The sequence below is a fragment of the Loktanella sp. S4079 genome (assembly GCF_000967725.1).
Classification (GTDB): domain Bacteria; phylum Pseudomonadota; class Alphaproteobacteria; order Rhodobacterales; family Rhodobacteraceae; genus Yoonia.
Map to the genome: position 1 here is coordinate 252,476 of NZ_JXYE01000006.1, position 25,672 is coordinate 278,147.

Genomic DNA, 25,672 nt, shown 5'->3' on the forward strand with positions numbered 1-25,672 from the left:
AATAAATTTCGACCGTTCGCCATTACTGGTCACGCGTTGCGGCCCAAGTTTAGGCAATCGTCATTCTTTTTGTTCAATAGTTAGGCATAAATTGTATACAATATGATTTACATTCGTATGGACCTTGAGAACCGTGACGACCTTCGACAAGTTAAGAACAGGAGAGTTAGCGTGCCAATCACAGTTCAAAATTCCAATTCGACCGTCGAAGATATCGTTGCCCGCCTGACCGAAGCAGTGCACGAACATAAGGTCCAGCCAGGTACCAAACTGCGCGAGGATGAAGTCGGCGAGATTTTCGGGGTAAGCCGCACATTGGTTCGCCAAGCGCTTCACACGATGGAACATAGTGGGTTGGTTACGATTGAACGCAACCGGGGTGCATTTGTCGCCAAACCTACCCTGAAAGAGGCTCGCGAAGTATTTGAGGCCCGCGCACTGCTGGAACCGCAAACGGCCCATGCCGCAGCATTGCGCACGACCGCCGACGATATCGCCGCGCTCGAACGTCATATTGAAAATGAACATCGCGCCATTGAACGCGAACAGGCGGGGCTTGCGCTCAAATTATCAGGGGATTTTCACCTAGAGATCGCGCGGATTGCGGACCAGAAAATCGTCGAAGGGTTTTTGCATCAATTGATCTCGCGGTCATCGTTGGTGATCGCCCTGTACTGGCGCCGCCGCAATGCGCTATGCGAAAGCAACGCACATCACGCGCTGGTCAAAGCATTACGTGACCGCCAAGCAGACGAGGCAGAAGAGCTGATGAAACAGCATCTGTTAGATCTGCTCACGCAGCTTGATCTACGCGAACGGCCATCGGGGCCAACCTCGCTGCGGGATGTATTTTCCTAAAAGGGACAAACTAGTTCTCGCGGCTGGCAATCGGATAAGAAACGCCACGCCCTGAAATCATGCCCAGTTCGGTGCAGGCCCGCAGGATCAGGTGGTAGTTATGGCGAAGCTGGCGATCACGCGCGGCCTTGGTGTCGGCCCATGGTAACATGATTGTCCGATCCACCTGCCCTAATGGATCTAACAGACCCAGATCAGCAAACAGGTCATCAAGCGCATCCAACTTGATCAAAACCATGGTGCCGCGCATCCAAGGCAAAGTCGGAATCCGCAATATCCGTTCAAATACAGCCTCGGTCTTGGGGTGTGCAGCAGCGACAACCAGTTGCGGTCCCGCACTACTTCCCTGAAGTCGATAACCAAAAGGCCGACCAGTTTTCTTGGTTGCCAGAACTTCTGCAAAACCAGAATCCTGTTCTGTCATTGTCGTCCAACTGTTCATGGTCATTCCTCCGCCTGGGCCATGGCAATTGGTGATGATCGCAAACGCGGCATCATCACATCGGATAAAAAAGGGCGGACGAAGCCGCCCAGTTAACGTGATCAGGGGCAGACAATATGCCCGCCACCAACACGAGGGGCTCTGTCATTCTTTGGTGATTATTCGTCGGTGGTTGCCGCATCAAAAGCGGCACCAGCACCGCGCACGACCAACTTCCCGGCGCCAACTACACCACGCGCAGCGAGCTTGCTTGTCCCGGCAGCCATCCCGACTGTGTTGTCGATCACTTGCTCACTGGTGCAGGCGGACAGGGTCAACAGTCCAGCGACCGCAATAGTGGCGATACGAAGTGGCTTGAATACAATTTTCATCGGTTTTCCTTTCCCAACAAAAGGTGTGTCTCGTTGCAAAGCCGGCGGGCCGTAGCTTGCGGGGCGGGCTCTGCACCCTCATCGCAAAGCAGGTCTCGGCTCGCTGCCGTCCTTGCAAGAAAAGAAATACGCGATCGTTATGATTTAGCATAACGAATAATAAATATTGATAAATTGAGTAATGCTTATGGCTAAGGCCAAGCCACGCAAAATAAATGCCACCGCCCAGCGGTGGCATAGTGCACACAACGCTTAAAACGCATTAGCGGCCGCGGATATCTGCAATGTAGAGGTGATAAATCTTTGGATCGAAAATCGAATTAACCGGAATCGGTTTGTTGGGCGTCAAATCGGTCGTAAAAAATTGCGATGCGGCAAAGGTATCAGCAGTCATTGAACGCAAATTCTCTGGGAATGGGCGCAACGGGGTGTCGGTCGTCTTGCTGGCAATATTGAACCCCCAGATACCAAAAGATGGCACCGAAGATTGATAGCTGATCACCTCGGGAAAGATGTCTTCCAATGTGCGCGCGACTGACCAATAGGCGTTACGGGCAAAGAACGGCGAGGAGCTTTGCGTCACCAGAGCGCCATCGTCGGTCATAATTGCCGACACCATCGCGTAGAATTCAACGGAATAGAGCTTGGCCAAGGCTTCGTTATGCGGATCAGGAAAGTCGATAATAATCCGGTCGTACTGCTTGTCAGTGTGCTGAACAAATAGAAACGCATCTTGGTTATAAACGCTGACCTTAGGAGACTGCATACTGCCTTGGTTCAGGCGAACAATCGGCGCAAATTCCGACCCAAGCGCCGTCATTTCGGGATCCAGATCAACCAGATCAATAGAGGCAACGCTCGGGTACTTAAGCACTTCGCGAATGGCCAGCCCGTCGCCACCGCCCAAGATTAGCACATTCTCTGGCTCATCACCCAGCGCCAGCACCGGGTGGACCAACGCCTCGTGATAGCGGAATTCGTCGGCTTCTGAAAATTGTAGATGCCCGTCGATAAACAGGCGCAAGTTGTTCTGCTGCCAGGTATTCGTTATCACCAACGATTGATACTGCGATTGTTTACGCCAGACGATCCGGTCGAAATAGAGGTGATCTTGGGCATAGGCCGTGATTTTCGAGGCCAGCAAGGTCAGTGTGAACAGGGCCACAACCGTCGCCGCAACAAAGGCCAGCATCCGTTTCGGCGCGTTCAAATGATCCCATAGCCATAGCACGTTTAGCATCGCAACCGATGCATTCACCAAACCAATCGCAAAGGACGAGGTGATCAGGCCCAAGGATGGTAGCAATAAAATCGGAAACGCCACTGACCCAATCAACGCCCCGATATAATCAAGGGATAGGACATCTGCGATGGATTCACGCGTTGTCGAACGTTCCGACAAGACGCGGGTCAACAGCGGAATTTCCAGCCCAACCAAAAACCCAATAGTCGAGATAAATGAAAACATACCGACGATGTAAAACCACGGCGCAGCCGGAAAGAGCATAAAGAGCGAAATACTACACAGCCCGCCCACCAAAGCGAGGATGAGTTCCACGTAAACGAATGCTTGGATCAGGTTCCCTTCGATAAAGCGCGAAACATAAGATCCGATACCCATCGCGAACATGAAAAACCCGATTGTCAGCGAGAACTGATAAACGGAGTTCCCCAAAAGGTAGCTCGAAACTGTGCCAATGATCAGCTCGTAGACGATCCCACATAGGGCGACGATCACAATAGAAAGCAGCAACACAACGGCTTGCTTTTTGGGCAGCTCTGCGTAGTTGGGTTGCGCTGGCGACGAAGTAGACAATGGGTATTCCTTTGCGGCGTAAATCAAAAAAGCCCGGCACGCGTCGCGCAACCGGGCTTTGGTTTGTGAATTGCGTTGGCTTATTTACCTGTACGTGGTCCACCAGTACGCGCGCTGGATGGCGCACGATAAGAGCTGCGTGGCGTCACATTACGGTTGTTAAAGCTTGATGCAGTAACACCTGCTGCGCGTTGACGGCCAATCAGGTTGCCCATCAAAGCACCCGCGAGGAAACCAGCGCCAGAAAAGCGCAACCCAGACGAGTTACCCGCAACATCTGTTGCGATCAGACGGTTGTTTGCTTCGTCGATTTCAACAGTGAACACTTTGCCTTCGCCGCTGTCTTGAACGCGGTTGGCGTTTTCGTCAGCAAAGCCAAGGAAAGTTGCGTCCTCTTGAATAACCAGACCCAAGGTTGTGTCGTAAAAACGTGTTTCTGTGTTCAGAACGTCTGTGTAGAACGCTGTGAATTCAGCCAGATCTGCGTCGGTTGTTTCCGCAATGTTTTTGTCGTTCAGATAGCCTTGATAAGCGTTCAGGGCGTATTCTGTCCGATCAAGCACTTGGCCAAGGTCCGCTGTTTGTGTTGAGCTACCACCACCAATGAATGAGTAGATAACATAGCCAACGACGCCGATGATCGCGAGACCTTTGATTCTTTCAAGCATCAACAAATTCCTTTTTGCTTACGGAAAATTCATAATTATTGATCGCCTATAGAGCATAACCACCAAACTTGGTCCAACCCTAATTTGTAATAGTCAGATAACCGCCCACATAGGCGAAAGTTATGTGACTGAAGCGCCTCACTATTGGCATCTGACAGGTCGCTTGGGATGGCAAGAACCAGCTGGCGCGCGCCGCGCTCGATGGCCTTATCCTTCGCGAACTCCATTCCGGCCAGCCCCACTGGACTTTCCTCCCACGACAATCCGTAGACGTCATCGGTTTCAGGTTCGACCCCGGAACCCGTAATCGACAGCCCTGTGTTTGGGGCGGGCGTTGTATCGCGGATCGCATCAAACTCCGGATTCTCAAGCCCGTAGACAATTTTGGCCTCAGTTGGGGAATGATAGGCGGGCACCGTTAGCTCAATGCGTGCACCGAATTCGGCGTACATCTTATGCGCGGCGGCATAGATCTGCTTGCCAAAGTCATCGTAATCACTGGTTGCGATGAACAGCTTGCGAATGCCCATATCCTTGAGCTTCCCAAGTAGGTTGTTCAGCATCTGGCTCCCCAGTCCGGCGCCAGTTTGATCTTGGCGCAGGTAGGTCCACGAGAGCCACATCACGTCGGGCACCTGTTCGTCCGGGCTATAACCGGTGACGCCCAAAACCTCACTTCCCTCGACCAGCACAAACATACCGTCAAAGCCCTCTTGCAAAAACGCCTGCTCCGCCTCGGCGGCATCATCTTCGTCGGTTTGGGCGATGATGGGCAGAACTTTGGGCAAATGGATCATCTGCATTGGTTTCAAATGAGGACCCTTTTTCCCAAATAGTGATCCGAACATGGCGTAGCTACCTCCTATGAGAGCCGAAGTGACATGAGTATAAAGCGCAAGCTGACCCGGCTGTGCCGCTGCTTCAAGAGCGATGATCGCAGCAATCAACGCGATTATTGTCGTGTAATGACGCGGGTTTGCATGGGATAACAGAGCAAAAGAAACCAGCCCGTAAGCCGCAGAAGAAATCCCCACAAAGCGATGGTCAACCATAACAAATTGGACCGTGCTCCCAATGACGATACAGCCTGCGATCAGCGCAAAGGTCTTGTAGGAGCCGACTTTGCGCTCTGTTTCATAGCCCGCAATCAATACCATTACGCAATTGGTTAGCAGATGCCCCAGATTGCCGTGCTTGAAGGCATTGAGATAGATATCCATCAGCGGAATTGGCGCAACCGGGACCATCGCTGGGCCAAACCGCCAGTACCCGAACAAGGACAAACCGACCGTCACCAAGGTAATGTATGGAATTTTCCAGCCGGTCATGAACCACTAGGCAATGCGCGCCTGACGCATCTCAGACGGCTGTCCCCCAACGCCACGGTCAAGCACACGCAGCGATTCATCGCTTGGTTGGAAATAGTCGCGCAGCACCTTTAGACAGCTTTCCAAATCGGCATCGCCGCACATAAAAATATCAATGGCCGCGTAGCCAAATTCAGGCCACGTGTGGATCGAAATATGAGATTCTGCCAAGAGAGCAACACCCGTAAAACCTGCCCGTTCGCCAAAATCATGCAGCTTAACATCCAATACGGTAGCATTCGCCGCCTCAGCTGCCGCACGTAAAACCGCCGCCGCTGGGGCACACTCCTCTAACGCAGAGGCGTCGTAAAATTCGGCAATTGCATGCCGCCCAAGCGCGGTAGTGTTTGCTGCCTGTGGGGCGAAATCATTCATTGGTGGCTCCGAAAATACGCAAATTCTATGCGCTGCAAACCACATGAATTTGCGATCAATTGCAATCTTAAACTGAACCCTGTGGCGAATGCTCAGATCAAGATAGAGCCATAAGGCAACAAATGGGCCGCAAAGCGGCCCATCTGATTGCTATAGGCCATGCTTAAGGGCGTAGGACCAGCGTAACACGACGGTTTTCGGCTTGCCCTTCTTCGGATCGATTAGATGCAATAGGTGCGACCGGCCCCACCCCAGCGGGTTTTAACCGATCAGCAGATACACCGCGCGCTACCAAAGCATCCGCCACGCTAGCAGCGCGTTGTTCTGACAGTTGCAGGTTATAATCATATCTGCCCTGACTATCGGTATGACCAACGACAAAGAACACCTCATCCGGGTTCTCAGCGAGATAGGCTGCAATCGTTTCGAGGGTCTCGGCGGATTCCGCTGACAAATCGGCTGTATCAAAATCAAAATACACACCTTCAAGGACGACAGTACCCGTATCGGCAATCGCGGCGCGTACGTCTTCGATTGTGCCAACGCCAATTTTCCCTGTCTCAAGAACCGCGCTGGTCACAATCGACTGAAACACATCACGACGATCACCACCCCCAGTGGCTGATGCGATAATCTGCACATGCGCCGTCTCGGCACCCTGTGCAACTTTGGCCGTCAGTATCCCAAAGTCTTGGTGAAACTCGATCCGCGGTCCGCCGAACAACAGCGGATAACGGGCAGCCCGGTTGTAAAAATCGCTGCCAGTCCCACCACATTCCGTAGGGTTCGTACAGTAAACGATGATCTCAGCATCAAGCGCGTCAAGCGCGGCCTTGTAATTCGCAATCACTTGAAAAGCCGAAAGGCCCTCGTCTTCGATCCGATATTCAATATTGCTGACATTGCCGACAACGTCGATCAGGGCAAATTCACCATCCGCCATAACCGATCCGATCATCTGCGCCTGATCAAAATCGGCGGCGTTAAAGTCTTCGATGTGGAAACCGGGGTAACGCGATAACAATGGATGATCTTGCGACCCTTCCGCATCTTCTTGCGCGGCCAACGGCGTTGCAAGGCACAAAAACGCTGCAAGTCGAACAATATTCTTCACGGCTTAAATCCTTTTATTTGCAGAGAAATTGGTAAGCATCCTCGCACTCGATTAAAGTCACTTACGTTACGTAAGCAACGGGGAAAATTTCTAGAAATTTTCCTCTCGGCACGGTTTCGCGCAATTACACGTGGGGCTGGCCTTGATGCGCAATGAGCCAATCACAAAAGATGCGCGCCTGCGGCGGTGCGCCTGCATGCAGCTTGAGATAATATGGAAAGGGTGATGTCACATCCTCTTGGACCAGCGGCACAAGCCGCCCCGACCTTAGCAGCGGACGCACGAGGTTTTGCCAGCCAAGCACCGCCCCGGCGCCATCTTGGGCAAGCTGGATCGCAATCATATAGCTATTTACGTTAATCTGTCGCCCAGATTGCTTTGGGTGATCCAGCGCTGCAAACCAATCCTCCCACCCTGTCCACTCGCCTTCGGAGACAAAGTGGATCAGTGGTGCCGCACGCAACGCATCTAGCCCATCAATGGCGTGATTGCGCGCAAATTCCGGCGCACCAAGCGCGACAATACGATCCCAAAAGAGCGGATAGCATTCGCTATCGTCATCCGGCATTTCCCCGTAGTTCAGGCTGATATCGACCTGTTCTGTACCTGGGCCAACGTCGCTTACTGACTGCGAGACCACAATTTCCGGGTGCTCCTTCCAAAAGTCGGTGATCAATGGTGTCAGCCAAAAGGCGCTCATGGCCGTGGTCAACCCAACAACCACATCGTCACGATCCGACCGCATGCGCACGTCTTTGACCGTGTCTGACACTCCCGACAGCGCCTTTTGCACCGCAACAAATAAATAGGCCCCGATTTCGGTCAGATCTACACCGCGATGCCCGCGTTCAAACAACTGCCGATCCAGATCAGCTTCGAGATTTCTAATCTGGTGGCTCACTGCGGTTGGCGTGACATTCAGTTCGCTCGCTGCCTGTTTAAAGCTCAGATGTCGCGCGGCTGCCTCAAAACACAGCAGAGCGCTCATCGAGGGTAGATCATAGGGACGGGCCATTCTGTCGCCTTTAGAAATAGAGATGTCGGAAACGTGCTAAGATGATTTCATCTCATCTCACGTGAATATTTATACCATTGAAAACACATAAAATCGGCTTTGAATAGTGATACATTCTCACCTTAACTTATGGGGCTCATATGACCCTTTCTCTTTCCGACCTGCTCGCCCGACGCAAGCCCGGTTACGCGCTTGAAGGGGCATTCTATCGCGACGCCGATATTTTCCAGCAAGATATGGACGCGATATTCTACAAATCCTGGCTGTTCGCGATCCCTGCGGCAGAGCTAACAAAACCCGGCGCCTATTCCAGAGTTAAGATCGGGGCCTATGATGTCATTCTCGTCAAAGGGGCAGATGGCGAAATCCGTGGCTTCCACAATTCTTGCCGCCACCGGGGGTCCATTTTGTGCAAATCGCGCGGTGGACAAGTCGCCAAGCTGGTCTGCGCATACCATCAATGGACCTACGAACTGGACGGGTCGTTGCTCTGGGCGCGCGAGATGGGGCCGGACTTTGATCCGTCGCAGCATAGTCTGCGCCCTGTTCACCTGCGCAACCTCGCCGGATTGATCTATATCTGTTTAGCCGATGAAGCGCCTGACTTTGAACCCTTTGCGTCGCTTGGCCATCCCTATCTAGACGTCCATGATCTGAGCAGTGCCAAGGTGGCGCATCAGTCCAGCATCATCGAGAAAGCAAATTGGAAGCTGGTTTGGGAAAACAACCGCGAATGCTATCACTGTGCGGGTTCGCATCCTGCCCTGTGCAATTCGTTTTCGTTGGACCCTGAAATCGCTGGGGTAAACCCTGACGGTAGCATTTCACCTAAACTGCAAGCGCATTTTGATCGCTGCGAGGCAGCGGGCGCACCAGCGCAATTCGCGCTTGGCGGTGCCGGACAATTCAGGTTCGCGCGGATGCCACTGCAAGAACGCGCTGTCAGCTACACAATGGACGGCAAAGTGGCCAGCCATCGTCCATTGGGTCGGGTGGGTTTGCCCGATGCCGGTTCACTGCTCGTGTTTCACTATCCATCGACGTGGAACCACTTTTTGCCCGATATTTCGCTGACATTCCGGGTGACGCCAATCAGCACCCAAGAAACCGAGGTCACCACCACGTGGCTCGTGCATAAAGACGCCGTCGAAGGCGTTGATTACGACCTCAAACGACTGACCGAGGTTTGGCTCCATACGAACGATGAAGATCGTGAAATCGTCGAAGCGAACCAACAAGGGATCAACTCTCCGGCCTATATTCCGGGGCCTTATAGCCCGGTCGAGGAATCCGGCGTCACCCAATTTGTCGATTGGTACGCACAGACCATGCAAGACTACATTGCCCCTAACACAATGGCTGCCGAATAATGCAATATATTGACCAGCCGACCCTCGCGTTTTGGACGGACGCGGAACCCTTGGAATGTGTTTCTTTCTTGCCCGAAACGCCCAATACGGTGACTTTCACGTTTCAGGCCCCTTCGGGCGCGTTATTTCGCTTTGATCCGGGGCAATTCCTGACGCTCGAACTGCCCGTGGCGGGCGGGCCGCTGCATCGGACCTACACAATTTCATCCTCGCCTTCTCGACCGATGTCCTTGTCTGTTACCGTGAAAGCGCAGGAAAATTCGATTGGCACGCGCTGGATGCTTGATAACTTGCGACCGGGCATGCGGATCAAAGCGATCGGTGCCGCTGGCGACTTTACGTATCTGAAAACACGGGCCAGCAAGTTTCTGTTTATCTCTGCCGGGTCGGGCATTACCCCAATGATGTCGATGACCACACATATATATGACCGTGGCAGCCACCCCGATATCGTCTTTGTAAATTGTGCCAAACGCCCGTCCGAGATTATTTTTCGCGAGCGGTTAGAGCATATGGCGTCGCGGACTTCCGGGATTGAGCTGGCGTGGATCGTCGAAGGCACAGACAAATATCAACCCTGGACCGGGTATAAGGGCGTCTTGAACCAACTGATGCTTGGGCTTGTCGCACCCGATTACCTTGACCGCGAGGTATTTTGTTGCGGGCCTGAGCCCTTCATGCAAGCCGTCCGCGAAGCCTTGGCCGGGCTGGGCTTTGACATGGCGCGCTATCATCAAGAAAGCTTTGGCGCACCGATACCCACCCAAACGGCCCCACCCGAGGATGATTTACCTGATGAAACCGCGACAGCAGAGGTCTATTTTGCAGGCTCTGATGTTACGGCCAGTTGTTCAGAGACCGACACAATCATGTCGGTCGCCAAGGCATCGGGCGTCAGTATTGCGGCGGGCTGCACCTTTGGGATCTGTGGCACCTGCAAGCTGCGCAAAACCGCAGGCGAGGTCCATATGGTCCACAATGGCGGGATCACCGAGGATGAAATCGCCGAAGGATATATCCTTGCTTGCTGTTCCAACCCCAAAGGGCAGGTCACTGTAGAGCTATAAAATATCTCGGGCGCGCAAATGTCGCGCGCCCGTGACTAAGCGATCCTATTCAGCCGCTTGATCAAGCACCTGCCCCACGGCGCCGTAACCGCCGCCGCCCGGTGTTTTCATCACGAACACATCGCCCGGATTCATTTCGCGGCGGTCATTACCGTAAAGTGGTTCGATTTGACCGTCGGCGCGCCGCACACTGTTTTCGCCCGGCTGCCCCGCACCACCACCTTCGACACCAAAGGCTTGGGTTTTGCGGTGGCTGGACAAGACCGTCACAGTCATAGGTGACAGGAACTCCAATTCGCGGACAATACCGTCACCACCCTGATACATGCCCGCACCCCCAGACCCATGTCGGATGGCAAAGCGGCGCACACGCACAGGGAACCGCGTTTCCAAAACCTCTGGGTCGGTCATCCGCGTGTTCGTCATGTGGCTATGCACAGCCGCGCATCCGTCAAACGCAGGCCCCGCGCCAGTACCGCCGCAGATCGTTTCATAGTTCTGCAGAACCTCATCGCCGTAGACAAAGTTATTCATCGTCCCCTGACTGCCCGCGATGACACCCAACGCGCCATAGAGCGCGTCCGCGATGCTTTGGCTCACCTCGGTATTCCCCGAAATCACGGCCGCAGGATAATTCGGGTTAATAAAGCTGCCTTTGGGGGCGACGATGTTGATCGGTTTCAGGCACCCTTCGTTCATCGGAATGTCAGCACCGACCAAGGTCCGAAAGACGTAAAGAACCACCGCGTGACAAATCGCCATTGGCGCATTGTAGTTGTATTCGTCTTGTTCTGAGGTTCCGGTGAAATCAATCGTCGCACTGCGGTTCTCATGATCAACGGAAATGCCCACCTCGATTTTCGCCCCGCTATCAAGCGGATAACTAAACTGGCTGTCGTCCAGCACATCAATCACACGACGCACAGATTCTTCTGCGTTGTCTTGCACGTGCCGCATATAGGACTGCACGACTTCGGTCCCGAATTGATCAATCGCCTTGTGCAGTTCGGCCGCGCCTGTCGCGTTTGCCGCAATCTGTGCCGTTAGATCGCCCATGTTGTGATCAATATTCCGACAAGGGAAAGGCCCCGAACCCAATAGTGCGCGCGCGGCGGCCTCTTGCAATTGCCCTGCTGAAACCAGCTTAAAGCTTTTGATCAGAATGCCTTCCTCATCAATGTGGCGGCTGTCTGGCGGTGCCGAACCCGGTGTTTTGCCACCGATGTCTGCGTGGTGCCCGCGTGATGCGACCAGAAAATCAATCTTGGTGCCGCTTTGGTCAAAAACCGGCGTGATCACTGTGACATCCGGCAAATGGGTGCCACCGTTAAACGGATCATTCATCATGAACACATCACCCGGAGCAATTTGACCGTCATTCTGCGCCAAGATGGCCTTTACGCTTGCGCTCATAGAGCCAAGGTGCACGGGCACATGCGGCGCATTTGCAACCAAGTCGCCTGCGGCATCAAAGATCGCGCATGAAAAATCTAGCCGCTCGCGGATATTTACCGACACGGCGGTTTTTGCCAGTGTCGCGCCCATTTGCTCGGCGATGGACATAAACAGGTTGTTGAACACTTCGAGCATAATCGGATCGACAGAGGTGCCTATCGCCTCTTTGCGGCTGAGCGGCACGACGCGGCGCAACACAAGCGCACCACCATCCAGACAATTCGCCTGCCAACCGTCTTCTAGAACGGTTGTACCCGTTGGTTCATTGATCACCGCTGGCCCTGTTATCACGGCACCGACGCCCATCTTTGTGCGATCATGGGTCGGTACGGTCCGCAATTCTTGGGCGGCCCACATCATCGTTGTGCCATGCGCGCTATCTTGGGTTGCTGCATTTGGCAACGCAGCCCGTGCCCCGGATGCGCCAACCGCCTCGACCGAGATCATCTCGGCAATAATATCATCGCCATCAGGCCGGAAACCAAATTCGGTTTCGAATGCGGCTCGGAAATCCTCGATCATCTGTTCGGGCGCGGCAAGCCGCACAGGCAACGTCGTCTGTGACGTCGCAATCCGCAGGTAGACCTTTTGATGCACCATGATCTGATCGGCGGGCACCCCTTGGGCGGTGACTTCGGCGATCGCATCGGTGCTGAGCATCTCACCCGCCGCAGCAATCCCAGCGCGATCACTGACGGGCAGCGAAAGCTGTTTTTCACGCATCGCAACGATGTCGGCCAACCCCATACCAAGTGCAGACAACACCCCGGCAAAAGGGTGCAAATAGACCGAAGTCATCCCAAGCGCATCGGCAACCAGACAGGCATGCTGACCACCTGCCCCGCCAAAACAATTCAATGTGTAGCGCGTCACATCATACCCGCGTGCAACACTGATTTCTTTGATCGCATTGGCCATACTATCGACCGCAATGCGCAAGAACCCTTCGGCCAATTTCTCGACCTGCATGGGTGCTTCACCCGTCTGGGCTGCGATCTCTTGGGCGAGCGCAGCAAACATTTCGCGCGGACGCTCTGCGTCAAGTGGCTCGTCGCTGTTCGGCCCAAAGACGCTTGGGAAATTCTCAGGCTGAAGCTTGCCCAGTACAACATTGCAATCCGTCACTGTCAGCGGCCCACCACGGCGGTAGGATGCTGGGCCCGGATCAGCGCCCGCGCTCTCTGGTCCAACTTGCAAGCGCCCATCACGGAACGACAAAATGGACCCGCCGCCAGCAGCAACAGTATGAATATTCATCATCGGTGCGCGCATCCGCACGCCTGCAACCTCTGTTTCAAAGCTACGTTCAAAATCGCCAGCGTAGTGGCACACATCGGTCGAGGTGCCGCCCATGTCGAAACCGATCAACTTGTCAAAGCCATCTTGGCAGGCAGTACTGACCATGCCGACAACACCACCCGCTGGGCCAGACAAGATCGCGTCGCGACCATTAAACAAATCCGCATCCGTCAAGCCGCCGTTTGATTGCATGAACATCAGCCGATCAACCGACCCTGCGCCCAATGCATCACGCACTTGATTTACGTACCTCTTGAGGATCGGCGTCAAATAAGCATCCGCCACAGTCGTATCCCCGCGTGAAACCAGTTTAATCAGCGGGCTTGCTTCGTGGCTAAGCGATACTTGGGTAAAGCCCTGCTGCCGGGCCATATCTCCGAGCATTTTTTCATGCGCCGGATTGCGGTAGCTGTGCAGCAAAGCAATCGCAATTGATCGATACCCCTGCCCATACGCACGGCAAAGCGCCTCGCGTGCTTTTTTCAGATCAAGCGGCTGGACGACTTCGCCATCCGCACCAAGCCTTTCGTCGATTTCTACCGCGTCCTTATAGAGCAGGTCAGGCAACTGAATATCTAACGCAAAGAGATCCGGGCGGTTCTGGTAGCCGATTCGCAAAAGATCCCCAAAGCCTTGGGTGATAAACAAAACCGTATCGTCGCCCTTGCGTTCCAACAGCGCATTTGTCGCCACTGTGGTGCCCATTTTTACGGCACCAATCGTGTTTTGTGGAATGTCTTGGCCAGCTTTCAGGCCCAGCATTTCACGTATACCTTGCACAGCCGCATCTTTGTAAGACTCTGGTTTTTCAGAAAGAATCTTGTGTGACAGCAAGGCCCCATCGGGCGACCGCGCGACAATATCGGTAAAGGTGCCACCCCGGTCGATCCAGAAATCCCATTTCGCATCTGCGCGCGCTGTCATCTTCTGCTCCTTTGCATAAAGTTGTTGCTTTCTTTGCAATACGCTGACAAATTGTCAACGTTGTATTTGGTTATGCTAAGAACTGAATGCTGACCAACAGAGGAGTAACCGATGAAAAACGTATTAATTGCTGCAGTTGCCGCATGTGGTTTCGCGACCGTATCGTCAGCTGACACATGGGACATGCCGACGCCCTACGGGGACGCCACATTCCACACACAAAACATTTCACAATTTGCGGCCGATATTGCTGCGGCAACAGACGGTGCGCTGGAAATCACAGTGCATTCGGGCGGTTCGCTGTTTCCGCATGGCGAAATCCGGAACGTTGTGCGTTCTGGTCAGGTGCCTATTGGCGAATTCTTTCTTTCGCGCCTCGTGAATGACGATGCCGCCTTTGGCATTGATAGCCAGCCATTTGTCGCCACCAGCTACGATGATGCAGCTAAACTCTGGGAAGCACAAAAACCTGTCGTGACCGAACTACTGGCCGAGCAAGGTCTTGTGCCGCTGTTTTCTGTGCCTTGGCCTGCGCAAGGGCTATATACCAACGGTGAAATCGAAACGGTCGAAGCGCTCAACGGCCTGCGTTTTCGCGCCTATAACGCCGCACTCGAAGAATTCGCAACGCTCGCAGGCGCTGCCCCAGTGCAAGTCGAAGCATCTGACATCCCTCAGGCCTTTGCCACGGGCCAAGTCGAAGCGATGGTAACCTCGCCTTCTACAGGTGCAAATTCCACAGCTTGGGATTTTGTGACGCACTACACCCCGATTAACGCTTGGGTGCCAAAGAACATTGTCGTGGTCAACGAACGCGCGTTCCGCCGTCTGCCAGAGGATGTCCAGACCGCAGTTCTCGAGGCAGCAGCCCAAGCAGAAGCACGCGGTTGGGAAATGTCAGCAGCCGAAGCGGACGCCAAGACAGCCATCATGGCAGAAAACGGCATGATCATCGTCACACCTAGCGACGCGCTGACCGCTGGCTTGCAAGAAATCGGTGCGACCATGCTGACAAACTGGGAGGCAAGCGCCTCTGATGCGGCCAAGTCAATTCTGACGACTTATCAGGGCCAATAAATCGTACAGCCGATCAAGGCTGAGCCGATTTCATTTGCCAAGACAGGCCCGGCGCTAGTTTCCTTAACACAGTGCCGGGCCTCAAAACGAAAGACTGAACTATGCGTCACCTCCTCGATCGGATTTACCTGACAGCGGCTTGGATTTCAGCGTTTATGATCCTCGCAATCGCCATCCTTATTAGCGCGCAAATCTTCCTTAACTTTATGACCCGCGTTTTCGACGCACCTTTGCCGTCAACCATTCCGTCCTATGCCGATTTTTCGGGGTTTATGTTGGCCGCTTCGACGTTTTTGGCGATGCCCTACACCTTTCGTAGCGGCGGCCATATCAAAGTATCGCTGATCACGGCCCGACTGCCTCGGGCAGCCCAATTATGGGCTGAAATCGCAGCCCTTGGCGCCGCAGCATTTCTGACCGGTTTTGCGGTCTATTTTATTGGCGTTCTCATCGCCGAAAGCATTCACTACGGCGATGTTTCCAACGGTAGCGTTCCAATTCCGCTTTGGATTCCGCAATCAACAATGGGAGTCGGCATGGCGTTGCTGTGCTTAGCCATTGTGGACAGCCTGTTTCAAACCATTGCGCGCCGCGAACCCGTCATCGCAGCATCCGAGGAGGCCTAAGTCATGTCAGACCCCCTCATCGGCCTTATCCTACTGGGTGTGTTGTTTGTCTTTCTCGCCAGCGGTCTATGGATCGCCCTGTCGCTATCGGCTGTTGCTGCGGTGGCGCTCGCGTTCTTTTCCAACTCTTCGGTGGGCCTCAATATGGCCGTCACTTTTTGGGGACACAGTCATTCATGGTCACTGACCGCACTGCCCCTATTCATCTTGATGGGGGAAATCCTCCTGCGGTCACGGCTAAGTCGCGATATGTTTAACGGGCTGGCACCTTGGCTTGGTGGTTTGCCCGGGCGGCTTTTGCATGTGAACGTGTTGGGCTGCGCGATCTTTGCTGCGGTTTCAGGGTCGTCAGCCGCGACCGCTGCGACCATCGGCAAAATGTCGATCCCAGAGCTCAAATCACGTGGCTACCCCGAAAGCCTGATCTTGGGAACATTGGCTGGCTCTGCCACGCTGGGGCTTTTGATTCCGCCGTCGATCATTTTGATCGTCTATGGCGTCGCAACCGAACAATCCATCGCAAGGCTCTTTGTCGCGGGGCTGATCCCGGGCGCAATGCTCGTGACCATGTTCGGCGCATATGTTGCGCTGTGGTCATGGATGAACCCATCGCTCATCCCCAATGAAACACAAAAGATGCCGATCCGCGAAAAGCTCTGGGAGGCGCGCGGCCTAATCCCGGTTGGGTTGCTTATCTCTGGCGTCATTGGCGCGATTTACACTGGGATTGCATCCCCGACTGATGCGGCAGCTCTTGGTGTTTTGCTTTCGATTGTATTGGCTGTGTTATCAGGCAGCTTTGCGATGCGCGATTTTCTCGACGCGCTTTTGTCGGCGGCACGCACGTCATGCATGATCGCGTTTATCTTGCTCGGCGCCGCATTCTTGGCCGTGGCGATGGGGTTCACGGGCCTGCCGCGCAACCTCGCTGCGTGGATTAGCGAAATGGGGCTATCGCCCTATGTCTTGCTGGCTGTGTTGACGATTTTCTTCATCATATTGGGGCTATTCTTGGATGGAATCTCGGTTGTTGTGCTGACGACGTCGATCATAATGCCAATGGTGATGGAGGTCGGGATCGACCCGATCTGGTTCGGCATCTATCTGGTGCTTGTCGTCGAAATGAGCCAGATCACCCCGCCGGTTGGGTTCAATCTCTTTGTGATCCAAGGGCTCACGGGAATTGACATCTTACGCATTGCCAAGGCGGCCTTGCCGTTCTTTGTACTGCTGCTCTTAGCGGTCGTGCTCATCACGCTGTTCCCGCAGATCGTAACCTATTTGCCCGACGCGATGAGCCGCTAAACTATGCGGGCTGCGTCACAACGAGGACGCGGCCCGGCTTGCCTGATCATATTGCCCTGACAAGGCCCGCAAACTCGCGCCAATGCTGCTAAGCTCTTCGCCCGATAGATCCATGCGCCCCAGCCCATCAATCAGGCAGCGTTCACGAATTTCTCGATATGCTTCGCACAGTTTCGCCCCTTGCGTTGACGTCCGGTAGAATACTTCTTTGCCGCGCTTTTCCGAAACAATGAGTTCCGCCTTAAGCAGTTTCCGCAAGGCGTAGTTTACCGTGTGTGTATCGTCGATATTCAGCAAAAAGCAGACATCACTCAGGCGCTTGTCACGTCCGCGATGGTTGACGTTGTGCAACACCAAGATCTCTAGCGGGCTCATTTCTGTGTGGCCAGATGCCGCCATACATTTCACCATCCAACGCGAAAAAGCGTTGAACGCAATGATAAGCCCAAATTCAAATTCTGATGCTTCCCAGCTTTCCCCTTCAGCAAGGTGGCGGGACGAGACGATTTTTCGTTTTGATGGCGTTTTCAAGATATTTCACCGATAAAAAATGATAGAACGAACATAAGAGCGAAGGCCCCAGTTGGCAATTCACTCTGCGCATTTTTTAGGCAATCCGCGAACTTAGGTGGCGGGGCCTTTGCGTACGGCATCCATCGCTTCGAAGATTGCAGTCTGAAAACCTGCATCTTGTGCCGCATTGATACCAGCGGCAGTCGTACCGGCATAATCCACAAATCGTTTTACAACCGCATGTGGATCGTCAATCAATTGCGCGCAATCGCGCACGACATTCAACGCCGCTTCTTTTGCGACGAAAGCAGGCAATCCGCTCGTGGTCAAATACTGGCTCAGCGTTGTTGCCAAGAGCGCTGGAAATGCAGGCCCACCCCCGGTCACTGCGGTCAAAACCTCTAGCTGATTTTCGGTGTCTACTTCGCGAACGCTCCCGATTGCGCCAAGCAGCCGATGGGCAATCTCCCGATCTTGATTGGTGACACCCGGCCCCGCACACATCGGTGTAAAAGAGGTGCAATTCTCGGCACCTGCGTTGGGAATGGCGCGGACAACACGGGCACCCGTTGATTGCAACACATCAAGCGGCACCCCAGCCATAAAGGAAATGATCAGCTTGCCCTCTGCCTGCATGGAAATTTGCCGCCAGTCATCTGGCCGGACACTTAGTATGATGACATCGGCAAAGGCGACCAATGCTTGGGCCGATTTTGGCCACTGCACATCATATCCAAAATAGTCTCGGCGCGCTCCGCTCTTGTTAACGACAGCAAGATCGCTGGCGTTTACGACACCTTGATGCAAAACAGCCTTACCAATCGCGCTGCCCAGCCATCCGGTTCCACCCAAGATACCAAGCTTCATGATTGACCGTCTTTATAACCGATCCGCGCCATAAACCGATCCATCTCGTGCTGAGGGGGCCGCTGCCCTGTGTAAATCTCGACGTAGTTGGGAAACCGTGCCAGTCGCTCAGCAATGGGTTCGTGCACGCGCATAGAAATATATCCGACCTGCACCAAATAGATCGTGCGCGCGCGAACATCTGCGTCTTCGTCAGAATGGCCCCAGCGCATCAACATTTCGCGCAAGGAATCCAACCTGCACTGGTCTGCTTCTTGCAACCGGCGCAAGACATCTGCATCTTGTTGCGCCCAAGCACGAACGGCCAATTCCAACCGCGTGTCGAACACATCTTCGGATAAAAAAGTGCTGATGACGTTCAACATTGCTTCGGTTTCGGTCGCCGCATAATCGCTAGTCGCGCGGATCAAGGCCTCGGTCGTACGCGCCTCCCAACGTTCGATCAATGCTGCCAAGAGCTGCTTGCGATTCTCGAAAAACCAATAAAAACTCGTGCGTGACAGGCCCAAAGTCTCGGCCAGGGGTAGAATCTTGACCCCATCGACCCCTTTGTCGATCAAAGCGTCGTAGGCCGCATTAATCCATAGTTCCGGAGAGCCACGCCATCCGCGTTCTGCCTGTGAATCTTGCGACATATGTGTCCCTACCTGACGATGCGTTCTTTCGACCGTCACGATAACACCAGTGTGCATATTATGTACAGGCTTGCTAATTTTGACGGGCAATCATGATCACTCATGACCTTTTTCTTGACAGTCATGCACATTTTTTCAAATCTGATTCCAGATCGCTTACCCGCAAAGGCAGCCAACATGTCAAACGACCCGCTTTTACAGCCCTATCAGCTCAAACATTTGACGCTGAAGAACCGCATCATGATTTCCAGCCACGAACCCGCCTACCCCGAAGACGGGATGCCCAAAGACAGATATCGCGCCTATCACGTCGAACGCGCAAAAGCGGGTGTCGCCCTGACAATGACAGCAGGGTCGGCATCCGTTGCGCGCGATAGTCCGCCGGTGTTCAACAATATCCTTGCTTGGAAAGACGAGGTCGTTGGCCATATGAAAGCCCTCACCGACGCCTGCCATGACGAAGGTTGCGCGGTGATGATCCAGCTCACCCATCTTGGTCGCCGCACCCGTTGGGACAAAGCAGACTGGCTACCTGTCGTGTCCGCCAGCCATGAACGCGAAGCCTCGCACAAGGCCTTTCCCAAGAAAATCGAAGATTGGGACATCGCCCGCATCATTACGGACTATGTTGACGCCGCCGAGCGTATGAAAGAGGCCGGATTGGACGGCGTTGAAATTCAAGCTTACGGGCATCTGATGGATCAATTCTGGTCGCCTTTGACCAATGATCTTGATGGGCCATACGGCGGAAGTCTTGATAATCGGCTGCGGTTTACCTTTGATGTGTTGCGCGGCATTCGCGAACGTTGCGGCGAGGATTTCATTGTCGGCGTCCGCTATACTGGCGACGAAGACCTACAAGGCGGGCTTAGCAAAGACGACGGATTGGCGATTTCGCATAAGCTCAAGAACAGCGGGCTGGTTGATTTTCTAAACGTCATCAAAGGGCATATCGACACGGATGCCGGGCTAACCGACGTGATCCCCGTCCAAGGGATGCGCAACGCGCCACATCTTGATTTCGCCGGAGAAATCAAATCCGCCACTGATTTTCCGACCTTTCACGCCGCGAAAATCCCAGATGTTGCCACCGCGCGGCACGCAATTGCCAGCGGCAAGCTGGACATGGTGGGCATGACCCGTGCCCAGATGGCCGACCCGCATTTGGTACGCAAAGTCATCGAAGGCCGCGAGGACGATATCCGCCCCTGTGTCGGTGCCAATTATTGTCTCGATCGGATCTATCAAGGTGGTATGGCGCTCTGTTTGCACAACCCGTCAACAGGTCGCGAGATTGAACAACCCCATGCCATTGCGCCTGCTGAAACCGCGAAACGCATCACCATCGTTGGCGCCGGTCCTGCCGGGCTCGAGGCGGCCCGCGTCGCCGCAGAGCGCGGCCATACCGTCACCGTCTTTGAGGCCGCTGACCAACCCGGCGGACAAATTCGCCTGACCGCTCTTCAAGAACGCCGCCGAGAGATGATTTCCATCATCGAATGGCGGTTCCAGCAATGCGTCAAGAAACGAGTGACATTTCACTTTAACACCTTTGCCGATGCAGCCGATGTTCTGAATACATCGCCTGATGAGGTTATCATCGCTACTGGCGGCCTACCCCATACCGAAGTCTTGGAAGCAGGCAATGAACTGGTGATCTCTGCTTGGGATATTCTGGGCGGTGACGCCAAACCCGGCCAAAATGTTCTGATCTACGATGACGCGGGTGATCACGCCGCACTCCAAGCCGCTGATTTTGTGTCCGCAACCGGGGCCAAGGTCGAAATCGTCACCCCTGATAGGGCCTTCGCCCCCGAGGTCATGGCAATGAACCTCGTCCCCTATATGCGCGCGCTTCAACAACGCGACACGACGTTTACGGTCACTTGGCGGCTCAAGTCTGTCCATCGACAAGGCAACCAACTGCGCGCGGTATTCGGTTCGGACTATGGGGACTTCACCCGCGAACGTGTCGTAGATCAGGTGGTCGTCAACCACGGCACCCGGCCGCTTGACGATATCTATTTTGACCTCAAGCCAAACGCCCGCAATCGCGGCGCAGTCGATTACGAAGCACTGGTCAACGGCCAAACCCAATCAGTCGATTACAATCCCGACGGGGCTTACCGGGTCTTTCGGATCGGCGACGCGGTTTCCGCCCGCAATACCCATGCCGCGATTTATGACGCACTTCGGCTGACGCGGTTACTCTAGGCTTGCGATCCCCTGCAATTGATGGGTTACTTTGTTCAACAAGGTAACCCGATGACCAAAACCGTCACGCACCCGGACAAAGCCCTAATCTACGCGACCAACGCGCGTGGCCTGCTTGTCTTTTGTGAACCTGATTTCCCCGATGTCCCCTTCCAAGTACCGGGCGGCACCATCGAACCCGGCGAAACACCAATCAACGCCGCTATCCGCGAATTTCGCGAAGAAACGGGATTGCATGGTTACAACATACCTGTCCCACTCGGGGTAGATAAACATGTGTATACCCACATGGCGCAACAACATGTGGTCACCCGCTACTTTTTTCACATGCAAATGCCCGACGATCTTCCGGTCACTTGGGATCACATCGAGCAAACACCTCATAACGGGCATGAGCCAATTTTATTTCGATTTTCGTGGCAGCTGTTGTCGCAGGCCCAAAACACGCTCGGCCTAGGTATGAACGCCGCCCTTCCGAGATTACCGAAACGACACCGACCAAACTGAACTGTCGCTGTACTATGGATGAACTCAAATCCCGCAGAGAACCATCGCGCCTGACAACAGGCGCGATGGGTAACGATTAGAACGTAACTTGCACGCCCAGTCCGATTTCGCGCGGCTGTACCATAGTCGCTTCGTACTCTGCCAAGGTACGGCTAAAACGCATGCTGGTAACAGCATCCTCACCGAATACGTTGTTGACGTAACCGTAGAGCTCAACGTTGTCGCGCGGCGTAAAGACAACGCGTGTATCGGCAACGGTGTAGGCATCAATCTTGGCCGCTTCGGTGTTTTCATCATCCGAGTAGTACGAACCAGTGTGACGGATACGACCGCTCAGCGTGATGTCTGGGACAACCTGCCAATCCGCGCTTAGGCTAAAGGTGCTGCTCGGTGCATTACCAAAACTATTGCCGCTATAATCAACTGAAGCATTGGTAAATTCTTCTGTTTCAGTTTCTAGCAGACCAAGGTTACCTTTGACCCGCAATACGTCACTAGGTTCAAAGTCAAAGCCCAGTTCAAGCCCATATGAATGCGCCGCTTCTGCGTTCACTGTGACCGCTTCGAAATAGCCATCGACCGCTTCGGAGGTCACGTAGCGCTGCATATCGTCAAACTTTGTGTAGAACAGGTTTGCGGTCAAACCCAAACGATTGTCCATCACTTCAGTACGCCCAAAGACTTCAAAATTCACCGAAGTCTCTTCGTCGAATTCCACCCATTCTTGCGAAGAGAAACCAAGCGTCACACCACCCGGGTTATAGCCATGAGCAATCATCGCACCAATCGTGGTGTCTTCGTTTACGTCATAAGCAACCGTCAGCTTTGGCAGCCAAGCTTCGAATGTTTGATCGTAATCCAAAGCATTCGGGGTGAAAGGGCTTTCGCCAAGCCGCTGGACCCGATCAGTTTGATAGCGCAGCGACCCACCGACATACAGACGATCTGTCAGTCGGTAGTCCAGACCGACAAACGCACCTATGCTGTCCTTTTCATCGTCGAACGTTGAAATACCGCGCAGGTTCAACATCTCATCACTCTTGGTATGTGACGCAAACAGCCCAACGACACCGCTCAGCGTGTCTGTTTCGTCGCCAAAGACCAAACGGGTTTCGTTCGAGATGTTATCTTGGTCGATTTCCGCGCTACCTGCAGCCTCAGGAGAAGTGGTTCGCGTTGTTTCCATCGCAGAGAACTGCAATTGATTGGAAAGTGTGACACCTTCGTCAAAGTCATAGCTGATGTCGTGAATAGCCGTTTGTGTAACCTGACCCCAGCTTGGGTTGGCTCCGACCGTGCTTTCGTAGTCAGCAAAGTCACCATTCGCGGCTTCCCACGTGGGACGATTGCTATCAGAATAGGCGTAGGTGAACTGCGTACTCAGCTGCTGCAATTGGGATGGTTCCCAAAGCAATTTGAACCGGCCTGTCGTTGAATAGTGATCTTGATCTGTGTCGCCAATCGAGAAAGCCGGATTCGTGTATTCAATAAAGTTTTCACGTTGTGTGTGGTCGAGTGTGAATCGCGCAGCAACATCCGGCGCCACCTGACCAGAAGCCATCAGCCCTGCCCGACGCTTGCCACCGGTTCCTGCCTCAAGCATCACAGCACCCTCACGGGTAAAGGTCGGATCAGCGGTTTCAATAACCAATGCGCCAGCAATACTATTTGCGCCTTGGCTGACCGTTTGCGGACCACGGAATAGCTCGACACGCTCTACATCCCACAGAGAACTGGTAGAATAAACAAGCTCGTTATAGCTGAGGTAGTGCCCGTCTACATTGACAGCCAAACGTGGGGCAGACCCCCCAAAGAACGCAGTCGCTCCAGAATTGGGGCCCTCACCGTCCTGACCGCGCACTGCCGGAGTACCGTCTTGACCTCCTTCGGCGGGTGCAGTTACGTTTGCCATCGCGCCAAGCAAATCACTCACCGCATCAGCACCCTTAAGCGCTTCGATTTCGTCGTCTTCAACGGCGGTGACAGATGATGCTGTCCGCTGTTGGCTGCGTGTCATCGTATCACCGGTGATGTAAATTGTACCGAGTGAATAAGTTTCGTCCGAAGTATCTTGAGCAAGCACTGACAAAGGTGAGATTGCGCAAATCGCTACAATACTGACACCACCGAGCAATCTCGCGGTTCGCCGTTGTTCCATTTTTATCCCTTGGAGTTGAAAGGCTGGCTAAAAATGGCTGGCAGTGAACTGAAACCACAGCGGCGACAAACGCGGTGGATTCGCGCGGACAGTAGTCCCGTGATTTCTGATACAACATAATAGGCGACTAAAATTGTCGGAATGTGACTATTTTACATCGTGCCCTAGGGTTGCACAGCAGATTTCCGCAAATACCTGACCAATATACTAAATTATTTCTTGAAGGCGGTGTGCCACTCTGACATGTTCCGCGCAGGCAGCCAGGCCCGCACCGGGCCAGTTCTCGACCACGTTCCTAAAACGTGGACCAAGAACAAGCAAACCCAACCCGATCATTCGCAGCAGATTGCACCCCACGGGGCATTCCGCATTTTCGTGAACAGGACGCGCCAGACACATGTGCGCGTAACACCGAGGCAGCCAGATGACATTGCCATTCCTTAACGCTCACTCCACTGAAGGGGCGCATTCGATACCGGATCAACCCTTTGCTTTTCGTAACAAAAATGGGATGATATGCGCAGCAGGACCCGCGCTGGCCATTCCACGCGGCAGTGATCAAACGCTCGCGGATAGGGTTGGTGGCTTTTTCAACGGAGCAACGGATGGCGCAATGCTGGGGGGCGCATTGCCGTTCAATAAGGCCGAAGCAGACTACCTTTGGCAAGTTGGTCGCGGTGATGGTGTATGGCTTGGCGATCAGAATAAAGACCAAGGCGTCACCAGCGAAATTACTGTCGTGCGCCCGCGTCCGCAGCCATCCGCACAGACCTATATGGACAGCGTGAGCCGCGCTCTCGACATCATGCGCACCGAACAAAAGCTTCCCCAAGGGTTGAGCAAAGTTGTTCTTGCCCGCACATTGATGCTGCAACAGGCGCAAGAAATTCCGCTGAATGATGTTCTCGCTCGGCTATCATACGATCCATCCGTGACCGCGTTTCAGGTTGCCCTCCCCACAACTGGCAGCAGAGTCTCACCCCGCCACCTTGTCGGAGCAACGCCAGAGCTATTGCTCAGCAAGTCCGGTGCGCAAATCACGTCACACCCGCTCGCTGGGTCAGCAAAGCGGCTGGACGATCCGACAGCAGATGCCGCCGCCGCTGAGGGCCTGCGCAATTCTGCCAAAGATCAACGCGAACATGCCGTCGTGGTCGAGTATATCCTAGACACATTGGCACCCTTTTGTTCTGAACTGGGCGCGCCGGACGGGGCGACACTGACCACAACAAAGTCCATGTGGCATATCGGAACGCTGATCCAAGGGACATTAAAAGACCCCGAAACCCCGGCTGTCGTTTTGGCGTCAAAACTACACCCAACACCGGCGGTTTGCGGAATGCCCTGCGACCGTGCGGCAAATCTGATCAGCGAACTCGAACCGGTGCCACGCGATTTTTACGCAGGTGCCGTGGGTTGGTGCGACCGTTCTGGCGATGGGGCATGGTATGTGGCCATCCGCTGCGCCGAACTCTGTGGCAGCCAAGCGCGGCTATATGCAGGGGCTGGTATTGTCCTCGGCTCTGAACCCCAAAGCGAAGCCGCAGAGACAGGTGCGAAATTCGGTGCATTGCTGGCCGCGCTTGGCCTGCCGCGCGATGCCGCGCTTCAAGACTTAAACTAACCACA

Annotated in this window: 22 protein-coding genes; 9 read left to right on the forward strand and 13 right to left on the reverse strand. The window is 54.0% G+C overall.

The window, feature by feature from the left end; all coding sequences use genetic code 11:
* The first annotated feature begins 171 nt into the window (after positions 1-171).
* On the forward strand, positions 172-858 hold the full coding sequence (locus tag TW80_RS14390; RefSeq protein ID WP_446720139.1) for a GntR family transcriptional regulator: 687 nt from the start codon (positions 172-174) through the stop codon (positions 856-858).
* Positions 859-868: 10 nt separating this feature from the next.
* Here the strand turns inward: TW80_RS14390 and TW80_RS14395 are convergent, their stop codons facing one another.
* The 8 genes from TW80_RS14395 to TW80_RS14430 all read right to left on the reverse strand — a co-directional run bounded on the left by TW80_RS14395 (position 869) and on the right by TW80_RS14430 (position 8,026).
* Positions 869-1,300 (reverse strand): hypothetical protein, encoded by a 432-nt coding sequence (locus TW80_RS14395; RefSeq protein ID WP_157033288.1) that lies wholly within the window; start codon positions 1,298-1,300, stop codon positions 869-871.
* Positions 1,301-1,458: 158 nt separating this feature from the next.
* The gene (locus TW80_RS14400) at positions 1,459-1,671 is read right to left on the reverse strand and encodes a hypothetical protein (protein WP_045998116.1); all 213 of its coding nucleotides are present in this window, start codon (positions 1,669-1,671) and stop codon (positions 1,459-1,461) included.
* A gap of 262 nt (positions 1,672-1,933) precedes the next feature.
* Positions 1,934-3,487 carry a polyamine aminopropyltransferase gene (locus TW80_RS14405; RefSeq protein WP_162197182.1) on the reverse strand — a complete coding sequence of 518 codons (1,554 nt, stop codon included), beginning with the start codon at positions 3,485-3,487 and terminating at the stop codon, positions 1,934-1,936.
* A gap of 80 nt (positions 3,488-3,567) precedes the next feature.
* Positions 3,568-4,155 (reverse strand): hypothetical protein, encoded by a 588-nt coding sequence (locus TW80_RS14410; RefSeq protein WP_045998117.1) that lies wholly within the window; start codon positions 4,153-4,155, stop codon positions 3,568-3,570.
* Between the two features lie 35 nt (positions 4,156-4,190).
* Positions 4,191-5,483 carry a rhomboid family intramembrane serine protease gene (locus tag TW80_RS14415; RefSeq protein WP_045998118.1) on the reverse strand — a complete coding sequence of 431 codons (1,293 nt, stop codon included), beginning with the start codon at positions 5,481-5,483 and terminating at the stop codon, positions 4,191-4,193.
* 6 nt (positions 5,484-5,489) lie between these two features.
* Positions 5,490-5,897: an adenosylmethionine decarboxylase gene (gene speD / locus TW80_RS14420; protein WP_052701015.1), complete on the reverse strand. Its 408-nt coding sequence runs from the start codon at positions 5,895-5,897 to the stop codon at positions 5,490-5,492.
* A gap of 163 nt (positions 5,898-6,060) precedes the next feature.
* A complete protein-coding gene (locus TW80_RS14425) occupies positions 6,061-7,011 on the reverse strand; it encodes an OmpA family protein (RefSeq protein ID WP_045998119.1) in 951 nt (316 codons plus the stop codon).
* A 124-nt stretch (positions 7,012-7,135) separates the two neighbouring features.
* Positions 7,136-8,026, reverse strand: coding sequence for a LysR substrate-binding domain-containing protein (locus TW80_RS14430; RefSeq protein WP_045998120.1), 891 nt, complete (start codon positions 8,024-8,026; stop codon positions 7,136-7,138).
* A 140-nt stretch (positions 8,027-8,166) separates the two neighbouring features.
* Between TW80_RS14430 and TW80_RS14435 the strand changes: the two genes are divergently transcribed.
* Positions 8,167-9,396 (forward strand): aromatic ring-hydroxylating oxygenase subunit alpha, encoded by a 1,230-nt coding sequence (locus TW80_RS14435; protein WP_045998121.1) that lies wholly within the window; start codon positions 8,167-8,169, stop codon positions 9,394-9,396.
* Positions 9,396-10,463, forward strand: coding sequence for a hybrid-cluster NAD(P)-dependent oxidoreductase (locus tag TW80_RS14440; protein WP_045998122.1), 1,068 nt, complete (start codon positions 9,396-9,398; stop codon positions 10,461-10,463). The genes TW80_RS14435 and TW80_RS14440 overlap by 1 nt, the downstream gene beginning before the upstream one ends.
* 45 nt (positions 10,464-10,508) lie before the next feature.
* On the opposite strand, the gene TW80_RS14445 is transcribed toward TW80_RS14440, so the two are convergent.
* Positions 10,509-14,141 carry a hydantoinase B/oxoprolinase family protein gene (locus tag TW80_RS14445; protein ID WP_045998123.1) on the reverse strand — a complete coding sequence of 1,211 codons (3,633 nt, stop codon included), beginning with the start codon at positions 14,139-14,141 and terminating at the stop codon, positions 10,509-10,511.
* A 111-nt stretch (positions 14,142-14,252) separates the two neighbouring features.
* Here TW80_RS14445 and TW80_RS14450 point away from each other — a divergent pair, with 111 nt between their 5' ends.
* From TW80_RS14450 to TW80_RS14460, 3 genes are all read left to right on the forward strand, one after another.
* Positions 14,253-15,218: a TRAP transporter substrate-binding protein gene (locus TW80_RS14450; protein WP_045998124.1), complete on the forward strand. Its 966-nt coding sequence runs from the start codon at positions 14,253-14,255 to the stop codon at positions 15,216-15,218.
* A gap of 101 nt (positions 15,219-15,319) precedes the next feature.
* On the forward strand, positions 15,320-15,844 hold the full coding sequence (locus TW80_RS14455; protein WP_045998125.1) for a TRAP transporter small permease: 525 nt from the start codon (positions 15,320-15,322) through the stop codon (positions 15,842-15,844).
* A gap of 3 nt (positions 15,845-15,847) precedes the next feature.
* A complete protein-coding gene (locus TW80_RS14460; RefSeq protein ID WP_045998126.1) occupies positions 15,848-17,149 on the forward strand; it encodes a TRAP transporter large permease in 1,302 nt (433 codons plus the stop codon).
* Between the two features lie 15 nt (positions 17,150-17,164).
* On the opposite strand, the gene TW80_RS14465 is transcribed toward TW80_RS14460, so the two are convergent.
* The 3 genes from TW80_RS14465 to TW80_RS14475 all read right to left on the reverse strand — a co-directional run bounded on the left by TW80_RS14465 (position 17,165) and on the right by TW80_RS14475 (position 19,164).
* On the reverse strand, positions 17,165-17,680 hold the full coding sequence (locus TW80_RS14465) for a winged helix DNA-binding protein (RefSeq protein WP_239450558.1): 516 nt from the start codon (positions 17,678-17,680) through the stop codon (positions 17,165-17,167).
* A 93-nt stretch (positions 17,681-17,773) separates the two neighbouring features.
* Positions 17,774-18,529, reverse strand: a complete 756-nt coding sequence (locus TW80_RS14470) for a pyrroline-5-carboxylate reductase family protein (RefSeq protein ID WP_045998128.1) — start codon at positions 18,527-18,529, stop codon at positions 17,774-17,776.
* A complete protein-coding gene (locus tag TW80_RS14475; protein WP_045998214.1) occupies positions 18,526-19,164 on the reverse strand; it encodes a TetR/AcrR family transcriptional regulator in 639 nt (212 codons plus the stop codon). Before TW80_RS14475 ends, TW80_RS14470 begins: the two co-directional genes overlap by 4 nt.
* A gap of 177 nt (positions 19,165-19,341) precedes the next feature.
* Here TW80_RS14475 and hpbA point away from each other — a divergent pair, with 177 nt between their 5' ends.
* Both hpbA and TW80_RS14485 read left to right on the forward strand, forming a co-directional pair.
* Positions 19,342-21,378 carry an N-methyl-L-proline N-demethylase HpbA gene (gene hpbA / locus TW80_RS14480; RefSeq protein WP_045998215.1) on the forward strand — a complete coding sequence of 679 codons (2,037 nt, stop codon included), beginning with the start codon at positions 19,342-19,344 and terminating at the stop codon, positions 21,376-21,378.
* Positions 21,379-21,429: 51 nt separating this feature from the next.
* Positions 21,430-21,885, forward strand: coding sequence for an NUDIX hydrolase (locus tag TW80_RS14485; protein WP_045998216.1), 456 nt, complete (start codon positions 21,430-21,432; stop codon positions 21,883-21,885).
* A gap of 76 nt (positions 21,886-21,961) precedes the next feature.
* On the opposite strand, the gene TW80_RS14490 is transcribed toward TW80_RS14485, so the two are convergent.
* Positions 21,962-24,043, reverse strand: a complete 2,082-nt coding sequence (locus TW80_RS14490; protein WP_045998129.1) for a TonB-dependent receptor — start codon at positions 24,041-24,043, stop codon at positions 21,962-21,964.
* A gap of 424 nt (positions 24,044-24,467) precedes the next feature.
* Here TW80_RS14490 and TW80_RS14495 point away from each other — a divergent pair, with 424 nt between their 5' ends.
* Positions 24,468-25,667 (forward strand): isochorismate synthase, encoded by a 1,200-nt coding sequence (locus TW80_RS14495; RefSeq protein WP_045998130.1) that lies wholly within the window; start codon positions 24,468-24,470, stop codon positions 25,665-25,667.
* Positions 25,668-25,672 lie beyond the last annotated feature (5 nt).